Annotated in this window: 11 protein-coding genes; 4 read left to right on the top strand and 7 right to left on the bottom strand. The window is 48.8% G+C overall.

The annotated features are described in order from the left end of the window. Nucleotides 1–103: 103 nt before the first annotated feature. Nucleotides 104–232, top strand: a complete 129-nt coding sequence (locus tag Y697_RS14960; protein WP_259462363.1) for a hypothetical protein — start codon at nucleotides 104–106, stop codon at nucleotides 230–232. Between the two features lie 264 nt (nucleotides 233–496). On the opposite strand, the gene Y697_RS07020 is transcribed toward Y697_RS14960, so the two are convergent. Beyond that, complete coding sequence (locus Y697_RS07020; protein WP_121550935.1) at nucleotides 497–2161, bottom strand: dipeptidase; 1665 nt, start codon at nucleotides 2159–2161, stop codon at nucleotides 497–499. A 542-nt stretch (nucleotides 2162–2703) separates the two neighbouring features. Between Y697_RS07020 and Y697_RS07015 the strand changes: the two genes are divergently transcribed. Together Y697_RS07015 and Y697_RS14655 are read left to right on the top strand one after the other, a co-directional pair. Continuing rightward, nucleotides 2704–3810, top strand: coding sequence for a YibE/F family protein (locus Y697_RS07015; RefSeq protein ID WP_259462362.1), 1107 nt, complete (start codon nucleotides 2704–2706; stop codon nucleotides 3808–3810). 645 nt (nucleotides 3811–4455) lie between these two features. After that, the gene (locus tag Y697_RS14655; protein ID WP_183083753.1) at nucleotides 4456–4629 is read left to right on the top strand and encodes a hypothetical protein; all 174 of its coding nucleotides are present in this window, start codon (nucleotides 4456–4458) and stop codon (nucleotides 4627–4629) included. A 330-nt stretch (nucleotides 4630–4959) separates the two neighbouring features. Here Y697_RS14655 and Y697_RS07005 read toward each other — a convergent pair whose 3' ends face one another. After that, nucleotides 4960–6624: a dipeptidase gene (locus Y697_RS07005; protein ID WP_121550933.1), complete on the bottom strand. Its 1665-nt coding sequence runs from the start codon at nucleotides 6622–6624 to the stop codon at nucleotides 4960–4962. 1369 nt (nucleotides 6625–7993) lie between these two features. Here Y697_RS07005 and Y697_RS14650 point away from each other — a divergent pair. Further along, nucleotides 7994–8167 (top strand): hypothetical protein, encoded by a 174-nt coding sequence (locus tag Y697_RS14650; RefSeq protein ID WP_183083752.1) that lies wholly within the window; start codon nucleotides 7994–7996, stop codon nucleotides 8165–8167. A gap of 141 nt (nucleotides 8168–8308) precedes the next feature. Here Y697_RS14650 and Y697_RS06995 read toward each other — a convergent pair whose 3' ends face one another. From Y697_RS06995 to Y697_RS06975, 5 genes are read right to left on the bottom strand one after another with little or no spacing between them, the layout of a single operon-like run. Continuing rightward, a complete protein-coding gene (locus tag Y697_RS06995; RefSeq protein WP_121550931.1) occupies nucleotides 8309–10144 on the bottom strand; it encodes a PfkB family carbohydrate kinase in 1836 nt (611 codons plus the stop codon). Then, the gene (locus Y697_RS06990; RefSeq protein ID WP_259462361.1) at nucleotides 10141–11142 is read right to left on the bottom strand and encodes a hypothetical protein; all 1002 of its coding nucleotides are present in this window, start codon (nucleotides 11140–11142) and stop codon (nucleotides 10141–10143) included. Before Y697_RS06990 ends, Y697_RS06995 begins: the two co-directional genes overlap by 4 nt. A 16-nt stretch (nucleotides 11143–11158) precedes the next feature. Next, entirely contained in the window at nucleotides 11159–11755 is a 597-nt protein-coding gene (locus Y697_RS06985; RefSeq protein WP_121550929.1) for an SIS domain-containing protein, read from the bottom strand. A 3-nt stretch (nucleotides 11756–11758) separates the two neighbouring features. Further along, nucleotides 11759–12685: an ROK family protein gene (locus Y697_RS06980; RefSeq protein WP_259462360.1), complete on the bottom strand. Its 927-nt coding sequence runs from the start codon at nucleotides 12683–12685 to the stop codon at nucleotides 11759–11761. 27 nt (nucleotides 12686–12712) lie between these two features. Next, on the bottom strand, nucleotides 12713–15829 hold the full coding sequence (locus tag Y697_RS06975; RefSeq protein WP_121550928.1) for a glycoside hydrolase family 38 C-terminal domain-containing protein: 3117 nt from the start codon (nucleotides 15827–15829) through the stop codon (nucleotides 12713–12715). Nucleotides 15830–15883 lie beyond the last annotated feature (54 nt).

Here is a 15883-nt window from a genome sequence, read left to right as displayed (position 1 = left end):
CAATCTTCTTTACATACTCGCCCCAAAATGAGAGGTTTCCTGCGAATCAGCGTAAGTTTAATCACCAATCTTACTGGTTTCTTCTCTCTCTCTCTCTTCTCTCGTGAGCGCAGCGAACCTCTCCACAACGCTCTTTCTCAACGGTCTTAGTTTGCCCGGCGTAGCCGGAACTGGCCGCACGAAGTGCAACTTGCCACCGAAGGTGACTGGCCTGCGCAGCAGACTGACTTAAAAAACGCCTCCTGCCGAAGGCAGCCTTGCGACCTGGGCCGTTCTTGCCCAGCCTTGCGTCTATTGTTTTATTCTTCCTCGCGCCAGCGAGCATCACTTCCGCCGATGTTCTTCGGCGCATCACTTCCTGCCGAAGGCAGACTTGCGTCCCGACGGAGTCGGCATTTCAATACCATTGTCTATTAATGCTCAAAAATGCGAAGGCCGCCCACTTTGGGCGGCCCTCTTCTGTACAACCTTTAAAAGGAGGTGTTACACCGGACGATCACTTAGCTTTGTAACCATCATCACCAAACAGGTGACCGTCGGCGTATCCTACTTCCTTGAGCCACCAGTCGGGATAACCTGCAGATGAACCAACGTTAGGAACGTTGATGTATCCGTCTCTGTATTTTGTAATAAGGTATTCGTTGAAATCCCACAGTTCTTCCATAACACTTTCAGATACGTTTGCAACGTAATCCGTGAGGAACTCCTTACAGAGTTCGGGATCGGCTTCGAAAAGCTGGGCCGCTGCCATATCAATTGCCGGCTGTACTGCAAAGAGCTTTCCTTCGATTTTCTGCTGAAGAGCCTGTATCTCGGGGTACATGTAGCTGAATTTCAGTTCCGCCCAGTTGCCCATGAAGTTCATGCCCCATGCCGCAACATCCCGATCAAACTTCTCTAGGCTACCGGTGTCAAAGGCATCAGGCACATCGGTAATCCCGCAGAACATCGGAACTAGAATCGATTCATGAGGTGCTGCCGCTCCGAACCAGACAACACCGCCAACGGGGTCAGGAAGCCAACCTCTGGACTGAGTAACAAAAACATAATCACATCTGAATATAGAGATTGCTCTTTCCCAGCTACCCTTTATGAGCTTGCTCGATCCTGCATAGCGTTTAGGATTGCCGAAAGGTCCTGCTGCGAGTCCTTCAGTTAGATCGAATTCTGTACCTTCGTAGAAGTCTCTGAAGAGAGAGATTGCATCTGCAACGGAAAGCTTCTCATCTGGAACGACAGAGAATGGAAGAGCTTTGCTGAAGCCGTCTTCTACCCAAGGAGAGAATTCCTTAGAAGGTGCTACGCTGTCAAGTACTCTCCAGATTCTTCTCAAACTGTAATAGGGCTGAGAATACTCGCCTGTGCTGACAGTTGCCATCCAGTCGATAGGACCGGTGCTGGGATCGTACCAGCCTGCTTCGGTAGCAACTTCGATCAAATTCGGAGAGAACATGATGTCGGGATTTTCCGGATCTAGTTCTCTGATCCTGAAAATATTGGCCTCGACGAAGACTTCTCCGTCCGGAACTTTCTTTGCTGCCCAAAGAGCACTCTTTTTGTCGGGCGTAGCACAGATTTCGAAGACCCATGCTTCTTCGGTATCGGCAACCGTCAATGTTTCTCCCCAGCCGTAATAACCGTACTCAACCGCAAGAGCTCCCATCAGCTCAACGGCTTCGCGAGCAGTAGTGCATCTTTCGAGAGCGACTTTCGAAAGAGCCGATACGTCAAAGATGCATTCTCCAGCCACCGGCTGGGCGTAGACCTTTGCCGAACAGGTACACTCCCCTATCGCCAGCTGATGCTCGTTTATGATTCCATACGCACCGTCGAAGTACGCATATGTGTGTTCCACCTGCTCGATGAAGCCAAGAGGTTCTGTCGGCGGGTAGTTAGGATCGTTGTACGTTGGACCCATAGCGGTACCGGAATAACGGGGGTATCCTTCGAGGAACGGATACACCGGTCTCAAGGTACCGGGTTCGTAGTCTTCAGCCGGTACATAGACATACCTGAAATCACACGCACCACAGTCGCATGAATGGCTTGTCATGACGGAGCCGTCAACAGATGCTCCCTTTGTTACGATAATCGTAGTACATGCCCAACCAAAGCTTGCGATCGCGGCAACCACAATCAGGACTAACGAAATCTTTCGCAATTGAAACCCCTCCCAACGAAAAGAATTTATGGGGATTAACCCCTTCTGAGGCCGTTGGACCTCATAAAGAATAATGTCTAAGCAGCACCTGCCAACAGTGTTAATTAGAGAGACCGCTATCTGGCGGGATAGCTCTAAGGGAGTCGGGATCTGCCTGTAGAGAAAAGGCCTGATAACTCGTTCAAAGAACGATTAGGCAGAATCACCGAACAGAAACGGATATTTTGCTCTGCATTTCACAAGCATGGTGGGTCGCAAGAAGAATAATGATCAGTGCGGTCACCGTCCCCACGGCAAACCATCAACTCAAACTTCAGAAGTAACGCGACCTCCTGCCTGAAGAATCACCCGTCTTGATTATATCAGCAGATGCTATGACAAACGAACTTTTCCAAAATCCGAAACACAAGTTTTATAAAGGAGAGATTTTCTCCGATTGGCTTTGACGGCTTTACGGCCTTTCGATAGCCTGGACCTCTTCGGGTAATGCATTAGATGATATAATTCCAAGGAAACAAAGTGAGCCTGGGGGAGATTTGCAGTTGAGATTGAAGAAAGCTTTGCTCTACATAATGGGAGCGGTCTTATTCGGTTATGTGCTTTTTACTTTCATAAATGCTTCGGTAAACGATCAAAGTACGATCAAGGGAAAGGTCCTGGAGATCGTAAGTTTCGATGAAACAGGAGGTTATTCGGGAAAGGGTCTGCAAACACTTAGGATCAAGATTCTTAATGGAAGCCATGCCGGTGAAGAGGTGATTGTCGAGAACCACTTTACAGATAACACCGCGATGGATATTCGCGTGGAAGACGGCGATACCGTAGTGCTTTACGTTGATCAAAGGGGAGAAGAGACTTTCCACATAACTGACTTCATAAGGCAGAGATACGTCTTCGTTATTGTGCTAGTATTCATAGCCTTGCTTCTGCTTATTGGAAGGACCTCCGGGCTCAAATCGTTTATAACTCTTACTATCACTGGCCTAATCATAATCAAAGTGATGTTGCCGCTGATACTTGCCGGGTTCGACCCTATAGGCGCTTCTTCGTTGTCGGCGGTATTGATTACAGTGCTTACTTTCGGAATCGTCTCCGGTATCAACACGAAGTCATTCTCTGCGGCCTTCGGCACTTTGTGCGGCGTACTCTCTGCAAGCGTTATTGCTTACATAACCGGCTCACTTGCCAACCTTACGGGTCTGAGCAGCGACGAGGCAACGATGCTCGTGTATATACCCCAAAATATTCATTTCGATTTCATGGGTCTGCTGTTTGCCGGAATAATCATCGGGACGCTGGGTGCAGTGATGGATGTCGCGATGTCGATCTCTTCGGCAATGTTTGAAATGAAATCCCTCAACCCCGATATCGCGACGGGCAAACTCGTGAAATCGGGCTTCAACATCGGCAGAGATATAATGGGAACGATGACCAACACTCTTACCCTCGCGTACACAGGAAGCTCAATCTTCCTGATGCTGGTCTTTCTGGCATACAAAACACCTTTGATAAGGATAATCAACATGGACGTAATTGCAACAGAGATCATCAGAGCGTTTGCAGGAAGCATTGGGATAATCCTTTCGATTCCGGCCACCGTCTTCCTCTCGGCTTATTTGCTTAACAAATATCATTCAAAGAAAACCTGAATGGTGCGAAACTTCCTTTTCATGTCGTAATTCCTTGAACCTGTGTCCTCATTCCAATAAGCTTTGTCGACAAGCGGGCATAGAGATGATTCACAGCTGGTCTGGGGTCTTGGGTCTTGGGTCTAGAGTCTGGCGAACAAAAGCGGCTGACAGATTCACAATTATTGGTGTTACAGAGGACGTCATCACGATAGCGGCTTTTCGAAGACTTCTTGTATTGTTATCACGAAGAGGCTTTCAGAAGTGCCTCACTTCATCATCCCGTAGTGTTCCTATACGGGATCTGGTACTTGATCTTGGCAAAGGAAGTCTCATTATCCGAAACAAGGAACCAAGCATGGATTTTCTGTGTCGAGCTCAAATGAGGATAACCTTTATCAAGTGGGGGGGACAGACAATGGAAAACCTGTCTGTCCCCGTATTTTACGAGCAAATTTGTGAGCGATCAGCGGTTTTTTGTTTTTAAGCGTACAGCGGTTTTTTGGAGCATGACTGACTGTGATTTTTTTACTTTCGGACCTAGAACTTGCAACTGATCTTATCGGTGGACGGTGGACCCATGACGGTTGACCTGAGAGGCTTCCTGCGAATCAGCGTAAGTTTCATCACCAATCTTACTGGTTTCTTCTCTCTCTCTCTTCTCTCGTGAGCGCAGCGAACCTCTCCACAACGCTCTTTCTCAACGGTCTTAGTTTGCCCGGCGTAGCCGGAACTGGCCTCGCCAAAGGCGAGACTGGCCAGGCGGAGCCTGACTGGCCTGCGCAGCAGACTGGCTTCAAAAACGCCTCCTGCCGAAGGCAGCCTTGCGACCTGGCGTGATCTTCGCCAGCCTTGCGTCCCGGCATGTTCTTGGCCGGCATTGCGACCTGGGCCGTTCTTGCCCAGCCTTGCGTCTATTGTTTTATTCTTCCTCGCGCCAGCGAGCATCACTTCCCGACGAAGTCGGCCTCACTTCCCCGGACGTTTCTCCGGGCATCACTTCCGCCGATGTTCTTCGGCGCATCACTTCCTGCCGAAGTCAGACTTGCGTCCCGACGGAGTCGGCATTTCAATACCATTGTCTATTAATGCTCAAAAATGCGAAGGCCGCCCACTTTGGGCGGCCCTCTTCTGAACAAGTTTCATTGTGAAAGGAGTGCTTCTAGAAGACTACTTTGCTTTGTAACCGTCGTCTCCAAATATGTGACCCTCATCGTATCCTACTGCGTCAAGCCACCAATCGGGGTATCCTGCAGAAGATCCGACGTTGGGAACGTTGATATATCCATCTCTGTACTTAGTTATCAGGTACCTGTTGAAATCCCAAACATCTTCCATGACTCTGTTAGTTACATCAGCCACGTAATCTGTGAGAAATTCCTTACAGAGTTCGGGATCAACTTCGTAGAGCTGTGCTGCTGCCGCTTCAATCGCTGGCTGTACTGCAAAGAGCTTTCCTTCGATTTTCTGCTGAAGAGACTGTATCTCGGGGTACATGTAGCTGAATTTCAGTTCCGCCCAGTTGCCCATGAAGTTCATGGCCCAACCTGCTACGTCAGCATCAAATTCGTGAAGATTGCCATGATCAAATGCGTAGGGAACGTCGTTAATTCCACAGTAAAGGGGAACGAGAATCGATTCATGAGGTGCTGCCGCTCCGAACCATACGACTCCACCGATAGGATCCGGCAACCAGTTTCTGACCTGTGTAACAAAAACATAATCACATCTGAATATTGAGATTGCTCTTTCCCAGCTACCCTTTATAAGCTTGCTCGATCCTGCATAGCGATTAGGATTGCCGAAAGGTCCTGCTGCGAGTCCTTCAGTTAGATCGAATTCTGTGCCTTCGTAAAAGTCTCTGAACAGAGAGATTACGTCTGCAACTGAAAGTTTCTCATCAGGTACTACCGAGAACGGGTAATCAGTCGTGAATCCATCTTCTACCCAAGGAGAGAATTCCTTAGAGGGTGCTACCCTGTCAAGTACTCTCCAGATTCTTCTCAAACTGTAATAGGGCTGAGAGTACTCGCCTGTGCTTACAGTTGCCATCCAATCGATAGGACCGGTGCTGGGATCGTACCAGCCTGCTTCGGTAGCAACTTCGATCAAATTAGGAGAGAACATGATGTCGGGATTTTCCGGATCTAGTTCTCTGATCCTGAAAATATTGGCCTCGACGAAGACTTCTCCGTCCGGGACTTTCTTTGCTGCCCAGAGAGCGCTCTTCTTGTCGGGTGATGCGCATACTTCAAAGACCCATGCTTCGTTGGGGTCAGTAACGGTCAGGGTTTCTCCCCAGCCGTAATAACCGTACTCAACTGCAAGGTCTCCCATGACCTTAACTGCGTCTCTTGCTGTTGTACATCTCTCTAGTGCCACTTTTGAAAGAGCAGCTATATCGAAGATGCACTCGCCTGCTACAGGCTGGGCGTAGACCTTTGCCGAACAGGTACACTCGCCGATCGCAACCTGATGTTCGTTGATGACGCCGTATGCCGCTTCATAGTAAGCAAATGTGTGCTCAACCTGATCGATGTATCCAAGAGGTTCGTAAGGTGCGAAGTTAGGATCATCGTAAGTCGGGCCCATATCTTTACCAATATAGCGTGGATAAGGTTCGTGGAAAGGATATACAGGTCTCTTACTACCGGCTTCGAAGTCGGCCGCAGGAATGAAGACATACCTGAAATCACATTCACCGCAGTCACAGGAATGACTTGTCATAACAGAACCATCAACTGATGCACCCTTGGTGACGATTACGGTCGTGCAAGCCCATCCTAGACTCACGATTGCAGCTACGGCAATCAGAACTAACAACGTTTTGCGCAAATAAAACCCCTCCTACTGTAATGTATTTATGGGGAATACCCCAAACTCGAGGTCTTACGACCTCCAGAAAAACAAGAAAATAACTCACTCAGGACAAAATCTCACCGAACGGCTAATCCGTTCAGTTTCGAATCAGACAAGAACCGACTTGAAGAAAGAAGCTAATGATCTTCGGGAGGCAGATCCTTGATCATGTCGAACAACTCACAGCAGAACTAACGAATAGACTTCGTTAATTATTGCTGACCAGCTAACAAGTATTCAATAACCTTGCAAAGCAAGGATCGCCTGCGGGAAGAATCGAACAAACTGATTATAACAGCAAATACTATGATAAACGAACTTTTCCAAATTATGCAACAGAAGTTTTAAAAAGGAGTGATTTACTCTGGTCTGGCTTTGACGAAGTCACTTAACGTCGTTATACCGAGGTTGGGGTTAGCAGGTAGGAGGTAGGAAAGAGCAAAGGAACTGGTTCATCGTTGAACGGTTCGCCGTTGGCCGAAAAGAGATGCTGGATGCTGGAAAGAGCACTGCATCGGTTCTAAGTTACAAGTTGTGAGTTGTAAAAAAGGCCGGGGTCGGAGGTTGGTGGTTCGAGGTTCGTAAGAGCAAAAGGAAAATGGTTCATCGTTGAACGGTTCGCCGTTGGCCGAAAAGAGATGCTGGATGCTGGAAAGAGCACTGCATCGGTTCTAAGTTACAAGTTGTGAGTTGTAAAAAAGGCCGGGGTCGGAGGTTGGTGGTTCGAGGTTCGTAAGAGCAAAAGAAACTGGTTGACCGCTGAGCGGTTCCCGTTCTCCGAATAAAAAACCTGTTCTTCGTTCTAGAGTAAGGGTCTGTTCACATTCTAGGTCAAAATCGAGAAGCAATACTCTCAAGATTCCGACCAAGAGCTTTGTCGGATTGACTGAATCTAGCCTTTTCGCGGTAACCGTTAATTGTCATTCCGATGAGCCTGCCCCAAAATTCTCCTGTTTGGGGCCTCCTGTTCAGAGTCATCCCGAACTTGATCAGGGATCTGGGCTTTTGAAAGACCGGGGTTGGGGTTAGCAGGTAGGGGGTTGGAAAGAGCAAAGGAACTGGTTCATCGTTGAACGGTTCGCCGTTCGGCGAGGAAACCGTTCTTCGTTCCAGAACGAGGATCTGTTCTTCCTGCTCTTTCGAAGGACGGGTCCATGCTATTGGACGAAGGACCAAGGACGGCTTCTAAATCCCCGCTCGAGCGGGGGGGACCGCTTGCGGTGGGGTGTGTGCTCTTCTCGGAGGACGGTGAACCCGTGACGGTTGACCTGAGAGGTTTCCTGCGAATCAGCGTAAGTTTCATCACCAAATCTTACTGGTTTCTTCTCTCTCTCTCTCTTCTCTCGTGAGCGCAGCGAACCTCTCCACAACGCTCTTTCTCAACGGTCTTAGTTTGCCCGGCGTAGCCGGAACTGGCCTCGCCAAAGGCGAGACTGGCCAGGCGGAGCCTGACTGGCCTGCGCAGCAGACTGGCTCCTCTTATGCCTCCTGCCGAAGGCAGCCTTGCGACCTGGCGTGATCTTCGCCAGCCTTGCGTCCCGGCATGTTCTTGGCCGGCATTGCGACCTGGGCCGTTCTTGCCCAGCCTTGCGTCTATTGTTTTATTCTTCCTCGCGCCAGCGAGCATCACTTCCCAACGGAGTCGGACTCGCGGCTGCTATCAGATCTCATTCTTGAAAATTAGTTTCGTAAGCGAGGCTCTAGTCGAGAAATCGGGAATTATTACGTCTGCCCCGGCTTTCTCCAGTCTTTCAAATTTCTCTTTGTTCCAGCCAAAACCGGCCTTCTCATTTGAGGCAACCCCTAAGGTGAATGCCCCGGCTTCTCTGCCTACAGTGATTTCAACGGGCCCATCGCCTATTACAACGAGTTCGTCGGGCTTTATTTTCTCCTCTTTCATGAGCCTTTCAATGACTTTCTTTTTCGAATACTCCTCGACGCTGTTCAATGCTCCAAAGACCCCGCCATTCATGTAGCTGTGTACTCCTAGGTATTTTGTTTCCTTTATCACATCTTCCTTATCGGTTCCCGATGCAACCAGAAGAGTGACTCCCCTTTTTCGCAGGGCCTTCAGGAACCCAAGCGCTCCGCGAAGTAAGTATCTGCTTTTAGTGTTTTCATTGATGCGTTTCTTCACTATATCTTTTAAGTATCCGGTATAGATCTTCTTATACTCCAGTGGAGTCATAATCTCGTCAGGTGGAACAAACCCGTACTGAACAACGAGCTTACGGAGTCCCTCCATCTGCAGTATTGTTTGAAAACCTGTGGTTTCAGCAATAAATTCGTTTACCTCGACCCTGAGTCTTGAAAGCTCGTCTTCTCCAATCTGCTTCTTTCCGGTAATGAAACGTATCATGAGATCTCTCATAATTGGCTGCCAGCCCTCTCTTAGGAGAGAAATCGTGCCATCAAAATCGAAGAGTACTCGCTTAACATTACCAGGAAGCCTGCAGGTGTTCCTGAAGATTGAAGGATCATCGATTTCGGAGTATTCGGGTTCACTCAACGCGGAAAGCGCTTGTATTGAAAGTGTTCCTGTCCCTTTCTGAGAGACGCAGAGTGCTGCGGCTTTCGTTGCCATTCTAGCTGAATCCAATAAGGTGTTTTCTTCAGAGCATTGATCTACCGTGAGTGCGGCAATGTAAGCATCTCCCGCTCCACAGACATCTCTCACTTCTCCGTCAAGCCTGAAAACCCGGTTCAACACACCATACTCGAAACAGAACGATCCATCTTCGCCAGCGGTAATTACAACTGGCGATCTGACTTTCCGAGAGAAATCCACCAAATGTCGCTGGACCAGTATTTTGTCGGGAACTTCGCTTTCATCTTTGCTCAGGATATCCATTCCCTTCAAACCACGGATGAATTCATTCAAGTTAGCCTTCACAAGAAAACCGGTGAAGGCCTCGGGTTTGGTCCTGGAATCAGCTATGAAGATCTTGTCTCGAAATCTTGTGCGCATTTCGAGAAGGCGGCATACTATCTCGTTATCTACACATCCCCTCCCGGGAATGTCTGCCTGGTCTTCGACAACGACGGCATCGACGGTTGGCACAAGAAGTCCGATTGCTCCTAGCATCTCGGCTTTGCTTGTCTCGTTCAGACCAGTCGGAGGAACGTCCAGCCTTGGAAGATCCTCCTCACCCGTGGTCAAGTTTATGAACTTTGTATAAACTGGCGTGACATGAGCCTGCGACTTTATTAGGAACTGAGTGCATATTCCGTACCTACTGAGTTCTCTTTCGAGATCGTACAGCCTTCCGTCGCAGCCCACAGGCCCCAGCACGATTACTTCCACATCAAGCATCGCAAGATTCTTGGCCACGTTTCCAGCAGCCCCGGGAGAAAACTCCTCTTTGATTCCAGTTACTGTCATGAGCCCCGTCTCTAGGCTTGGTTTCGACAGAGCGGGATCGTAATAGACGTACCTGTCCAGAAACAAGTCTCCGATAACGAGGATTCTTGGCTTCTTTTCATTCATTGGACTCATACCGATCTCCTCACAATCGCCCTGTAAAATGCCGGCAGAGTCTCTCTGTGATCGCCCTTTATGTAGTAACCATTACCGCCAAATGCTTTGGGAATTCTTGTCACGATCGATTTTATGTCCCGAAAGTAGTAAGAAGGAGCGCTCTTGTTGTTTTTGGAAGCTTGCTCGAGATCAGCCTCTCTTATGTCGAAGCTGGCCGTTGTGATTCCCTTTGGAGGTTTTCCAACATTTGCGGCCATCGAAATCGCCTTCAGTATCACTTCAACCCCTATCACGGCCGAACCGATGACTATGACTACTCCGCCATTCTCCAGTTTCGAAATCTCGTTGGCGAATACAAGGAAGTCTCTTCCGGAACAACCACCAAGAGCCTCTCCATCGAAGTGAGCAGTCATATGAAAGATATCCGTTCCCACGGCGCAATGAACACAGAGCGGAATGTCTTTCTGGAACGCGTTATACTGAACCGAAACCTCGGGGTACATACATTTCGCCTTTTCGGGAAAGGGTTCGCCAGATATCAATCTGCCAATTGACTCTCCATAACCAATAAGAAGACTGTTTCCATGGACAAGTGCCTGGTTTATGTATCTGTTCGTCTCTTCTGCAAAGCCGAAAAGTCCTTCTGATAAGGCGTTGGGAATGCTCTCGGAGGTCTTTCCGCAGTAGGCCAGTTCGAAATCGTGTATTGTAAAGGCCCCGTTGACTCCAAGGGCAGAAATGATTCCCTTCTTTATGAGCGATGAAAGAAGCGGCCCCATACCATTCTTGATTATATGGGCCCCGCTGAATACTATCACCGGTCTGTCCTGCCTTCTAGCTTCCACAACCTTCGAAGCCAGCTCTTCCAGATCTCTTGAAGAGTAGCTTTCTGCTTCATCGATCGCTTCATTTTCATCGATCAAGTCTGAGATAGAGACCTCGCTTGGTCTATCCTTAAGCGGATAGGTTCTTATACTTGAACTGTCGAATATCTTGAACTTTCCGTCGTATCTCATCATTCCACCTGCCGTTTCAAATCTGCCCAATTCTATTTTTTTCAGCTACCATAGCTTCTACTAGCTGGCACAGCACGTGTCCCAGTGTTATGTGTGTCTCCTGTATTCTCGGCACATCCGTTGAATCAACCTTGAATAAATAGTCACATCGATCGACCATTTCGCCGCCCGTCCTGCCAGTCATGCCAATTCTAAAAGAGAGCCTTTTCTTAGCCACTTCGAGACCCTTAATTACATTCTTCGAGTTCCCGCTCGTGCTTATGGCTATTACCACATCCTCTTCTCTCAGAAAGGCTTCCAACTGTCTCGAAAAGATTTGATCATATCCGAAATCATTCGGGATCTCGGTAAGAATCGAGTCGTTGCTGGGCAAGGACACTGCCCTTATCGGCCTTCTCTCGAGATAGAATCTTCCCACAAGTTCCGCTGCCAGATGAGCGGCATCTGCAGCGCTTCCTCCATTTCCCATGAAATAGACCGTGCCACCGTTACCGATTCTACGTACTACCTCACGGGCAACCTCTAGAAGAGCCTCTCCATAACGTCCAATGAACTCTTTCTTCACCCTTATGCTTTCTTCAAAGGCCTTTCGGGCCACGTCTTCAAGCTCCATCTCCTATCGCCTCCCTCCTCTTCCACTGGCCACAATCAACGCCGCGTAATCACCGATCTTGTCTTTGAGTCCGGAGAGAACGACTCTTTCTCTCGCTTCCTCACCAATCAAAGACTCACAGACAGCCTTCTTCATTGCAGACTCCAGCCATACTTCGGGAAGACGCCACGCAAGATTTCCAAGTATTATTCTGTCAGGATCCAGAATGTCCAGAAGCACTGCCAGACCTTTGCCGAAGTAAGTTCCGCTTTCCTCAAGTACTATGACAGCGTAAGCATCTCCCTTCAAGGCCAAACCTGCGATTTCTTCGGCGGTTGTTCCCCGTCTGAATCTCTCCGGGAATCTATAACTGGCATACAGCGAAATCCCTGTTCCGCCGCAATATGATTCCCAGGAACCGTTCTTGCCGAAGAGCGACGGTCCGTCATCGGCCACTCGCATGTGACCGACCTCTCCGGCTAATCCCTTCGATCCACTGTACACTTTGCCGTCTATGATTATTCCCGCTCCAAGGCCTGTCCCAAGCGTCAGAAAGATAATGTTTGAGAAACCCTTTCCTGCTCCCAGAATACTTTCTGCCAGGGCTCCGGCTCTTCCATCGTGCTGAGCTGTCACGGAAAAATGAAAACGTTCCTCAAGCGGTTCTACTATGTTGACCGTCCCCCACCTGAGATGAGGAGGATTGTAAAGAGTTCCCGTATTTGCATCCATTGGACCTCCAACAGATACTCCCGCTCTGGCCGGAACCTCCCTCTCCACCAGAGCATCGATTTCAAAAGAGAGTCTCTCGACAAAGTTTTCAAAACCGCTATCGGGTTCAGTAGGAAACTCCCTTCTCCTGATGATATTCAGGTCTTCATCGCCCAAAACAACTGCGGTCTTCGTGCCTCCAATATCTATACCCAGTATCTTTCCTTCTGCTTCATTCATCTTCATCACTTCCCAAAGCTTCTCTCTTCACTCAAAAATCAGAGTATGTAAGCCGAACTGCCTGTACTCGATTTGAACCCTTCCATCTACAACAGGAAGTTCGCTGGCCTTGTCTTCAAGAATGTTGGAGATCCAGCAACGCTCAAAGGGCATAGAAGTTCTGACACTGGCAACCCCACATCTGCCTTCAACTTCGGCCACTCTGAGCACATAACCGGTTCCCTCGGAGTGTTTCAAGGCGAGAACTTTCAGATTCCTGGCCGATATCTGAAGGCAGTCTTCACCGAAATCCACCCTGCCAGATGCCAGAACTAGTGGTTTATTGAGGCCTTCTGCTTCTACTACTGCTTCTAGAGAGTCTGTGGAGTCATGAGAAAACAACGAGTACGTGAAACTGTGCCTTCCCTCGTCGGCGAAGAAATCAGGATAGATCGGCGATCTGAGAAGCGTCAACGAAAACTCGGAATCGGAGCAGGCGTGGCCGTATTTGCCGTCATTCAATATAGAGACGGCGAAACCCGGTTCCGAAACCTCCACCCATCGATGAGCCGGAAATTCAAATCGCGCTTCCTCAAAGGAGTTTCTGACCCTCGTGCTTCTGAACGAATGGCCGGCCGAAAGGTCGCACCTGATTTCCCTGGAGAGAAGATTGACAGGAAAAAGAGCCTTTAGCAAGGTCCTTCTGGTGTGCCAGTCGATTTCAGTTTCAATATCCAACCTCTTTGAAGAGGCATTCAGGACGTATCTCTGTATTATCGAGCTTCCCTCGTAATGATAAGTTGCCTGAACTACTTTCCTTACAGGGCCGCTTTCTATCGTTCTCACTTCATAAGCATCGAGCCTTTTTCTCGATCTGGCATAGTCATGATCGATATCCCAGCCGTCCCATGCAACGGGAATGTCTTTATAGACATAGAGAGAATTTCCCGGTCCAGAAAGAAGCTTTCTGTCAAGTATCTTGTCGTAGGCAGATATACTTCCGTCAGCATGCACTTCAACGATCAAATAAGCGTTCTCCATCAAGGTGTCGCCATCGGGCGCGTACCGCTCGACTTTCTCGTCAATGTATTCAAAGACTTGAGCGGAGAAAGGAGAGATCTTCTCGTCGAGACTGTATACGGATTTTCCATCATACGTTTTTTGGGAGGCGAGCTTCTTGCCGTCAGACCTCCGCAAACATCTCTCGCCTTCATCGGAAAAGATTACTTCTCGCGGAAATGAACCTGAATTGATAATGGTTCTGAACAGGGCATTTCCATCGCTCCTGGAACTCAGGAAGCCTCCGGAGATCTCGTCAGCCTCGGCGATCACCTCGCCGAGTTCGTTTTCAGCCTGATGATGCGCTTCGTTGATCGACGAGCCGGGAAGGATATCGTGAAATTCATTGTGAAGAAGAATCTCCCACAGCTTCCGAACTCTCTCGATCGGATACCCTTCTCTCTCGACAAGTAGCGCTCCCAATACTTCAAGTCTGTACAGCGCGTCTTCGGCCTCTTTGTGGAGCTTCTTAGTTCTTGCCTGAGTCGTGAAAGTACCTCTGTGCAGTTCGAAGTAAAGTTCGTCATCCCAAACGGGCAGCTCACTATCCTTCGGCAGATTCTCGTAGTACTTCTGCAGTGGGGCCATTTCAAGGCATGGCATTCCGGGATAGTTCTTCAACCGTTCATAGTACTCCAGCATCTCATCGGTCGGGCCTCCGCCGCCATCTCCGTAGCCAAAAGTTGTGACTGTTTTGTTGTAAATCTGCTTGTTCTGAAAGTTATTCCATGTTCCTAGAACGGCTTCGGGGTTGATCATTCCGTTGTAGCCCCCTTGAGGGTTATCGAAGAAATGACAAACGATCTCACTTCCGTCCAAACCTCTCCAGCGGAAGAGGTCGAGGGGAAAGCGGTTCTTCTCATTCCATTTCAGCTTAGTCGTGGAGAAGTACTTTATTCCCGCCTCTTTCATAATCTGGGGAAGTATCCAGGAGAAACCGAAAACATCAGGCAGCCACGCTACCGACGACCTGATACCAAACTCCTCTTCAAAGAACTTCTGACCGTAGAGGAACTGCCTAGCGAGAGACTCCGCGCTGGAAATGTTGCAGTCGCTTTCGACCCACATTCCGCCTATCGCTTCCCAGCTTCCCCTTGCTATACTCTCCCTGACTCTCTCGTAGAGTTCTGGATCGTTCTCCTTAAGATCCTTATACATCTGTGCCGAAGACTGGATATACACAAACTCGGGATATTTCTCCATAAGCCTAAGCGCATTGGCAAAGGTTCTTCTGATCTTTCTCTTCGTTTCGTCTATCGGCCACAGCCACGCATAGTCTATATGTGCCTGCCCGGCAACCTGAACAGAGCCCGCCGATCCGTGTTCCTCTCTCAGCTTCACTATTGAGTCATTCAGAGTTTTTCGCGCGTTCATTATCGTAGCCTTGTACTCCTCGGGCAATTCATTACCGCTCGACTTCTCGAAATCTGGGGAGTGCCAGAGATGATTAACGCTTCCGTATTGCTGCTGACCAAAAAGGGTGGGATTGTCCGGAGCGGTCTTGAAGTACTGTTCCGTCGATCTCGGCAGCTCAATTTCCGATAGGCAATCGCTGATGACCTTCAACAGTTTCTCGGCTAGCAGGTCATCCTTCGTCGCTTCAAAAACGTCGATAGCCACCATGAAATCGAGATATGCCCCCGAAACCGATTCATCTATGGTTAGAAGCTCCGCAGCTTCAAAGACTGGTCCGGACAGATGTGTACCGAAGAGCCCCTTCGGAACGGTCTGAACATCAAGAATATGCCCTTTTCCGTCTGCAAATCTTGTTACATCCAGGAGTTGATGATAGACGTTTATCTCGCCATAAGAACGACCGTCAACCATTACAAGACTCTCGCCTCCCGGAACAATTCTTAGAAAGAGCCTTTCGCCCTCTTCAAGCTTCCCTCTCTCAAGACTCGATCTGAACCAGACGGGAAAGCTCTCTTCATTCCAGCAGTAACCGGCAGACATCTCTTTCCATCCTTCTTCAGGCGGAGTTTCCGAAGGCGATCCGCTGAACTGCCAGTCACTGATACTCTCTCTCTTTCTCACAGTATAGGGAAAGAGCTCAGACAGTTCCTTTTTGAGCCTAACGTATGACTCGTATCTAGAATGATACACAGTATCTCCTCCAATATCCCTGAAACTCATTTATCATGAGCGGTACCAATAACC

The sequence above is a fragment of the Mesotoga sp. BH458_6_3_2_1 genome, from assembly GCF_003664995.1.
In the GTDB taxonomy this organism is placed as follows: Bacteria; Thermotogota; Thermotogae; order Petrotogales; family Kosmotogaceae; genus Mesotoga.
The sequence above is the reverse complement of the archived record's forward strand: the minus strand, read 5'-3'. Positions and strand labels throughout refer to the sequence as shown.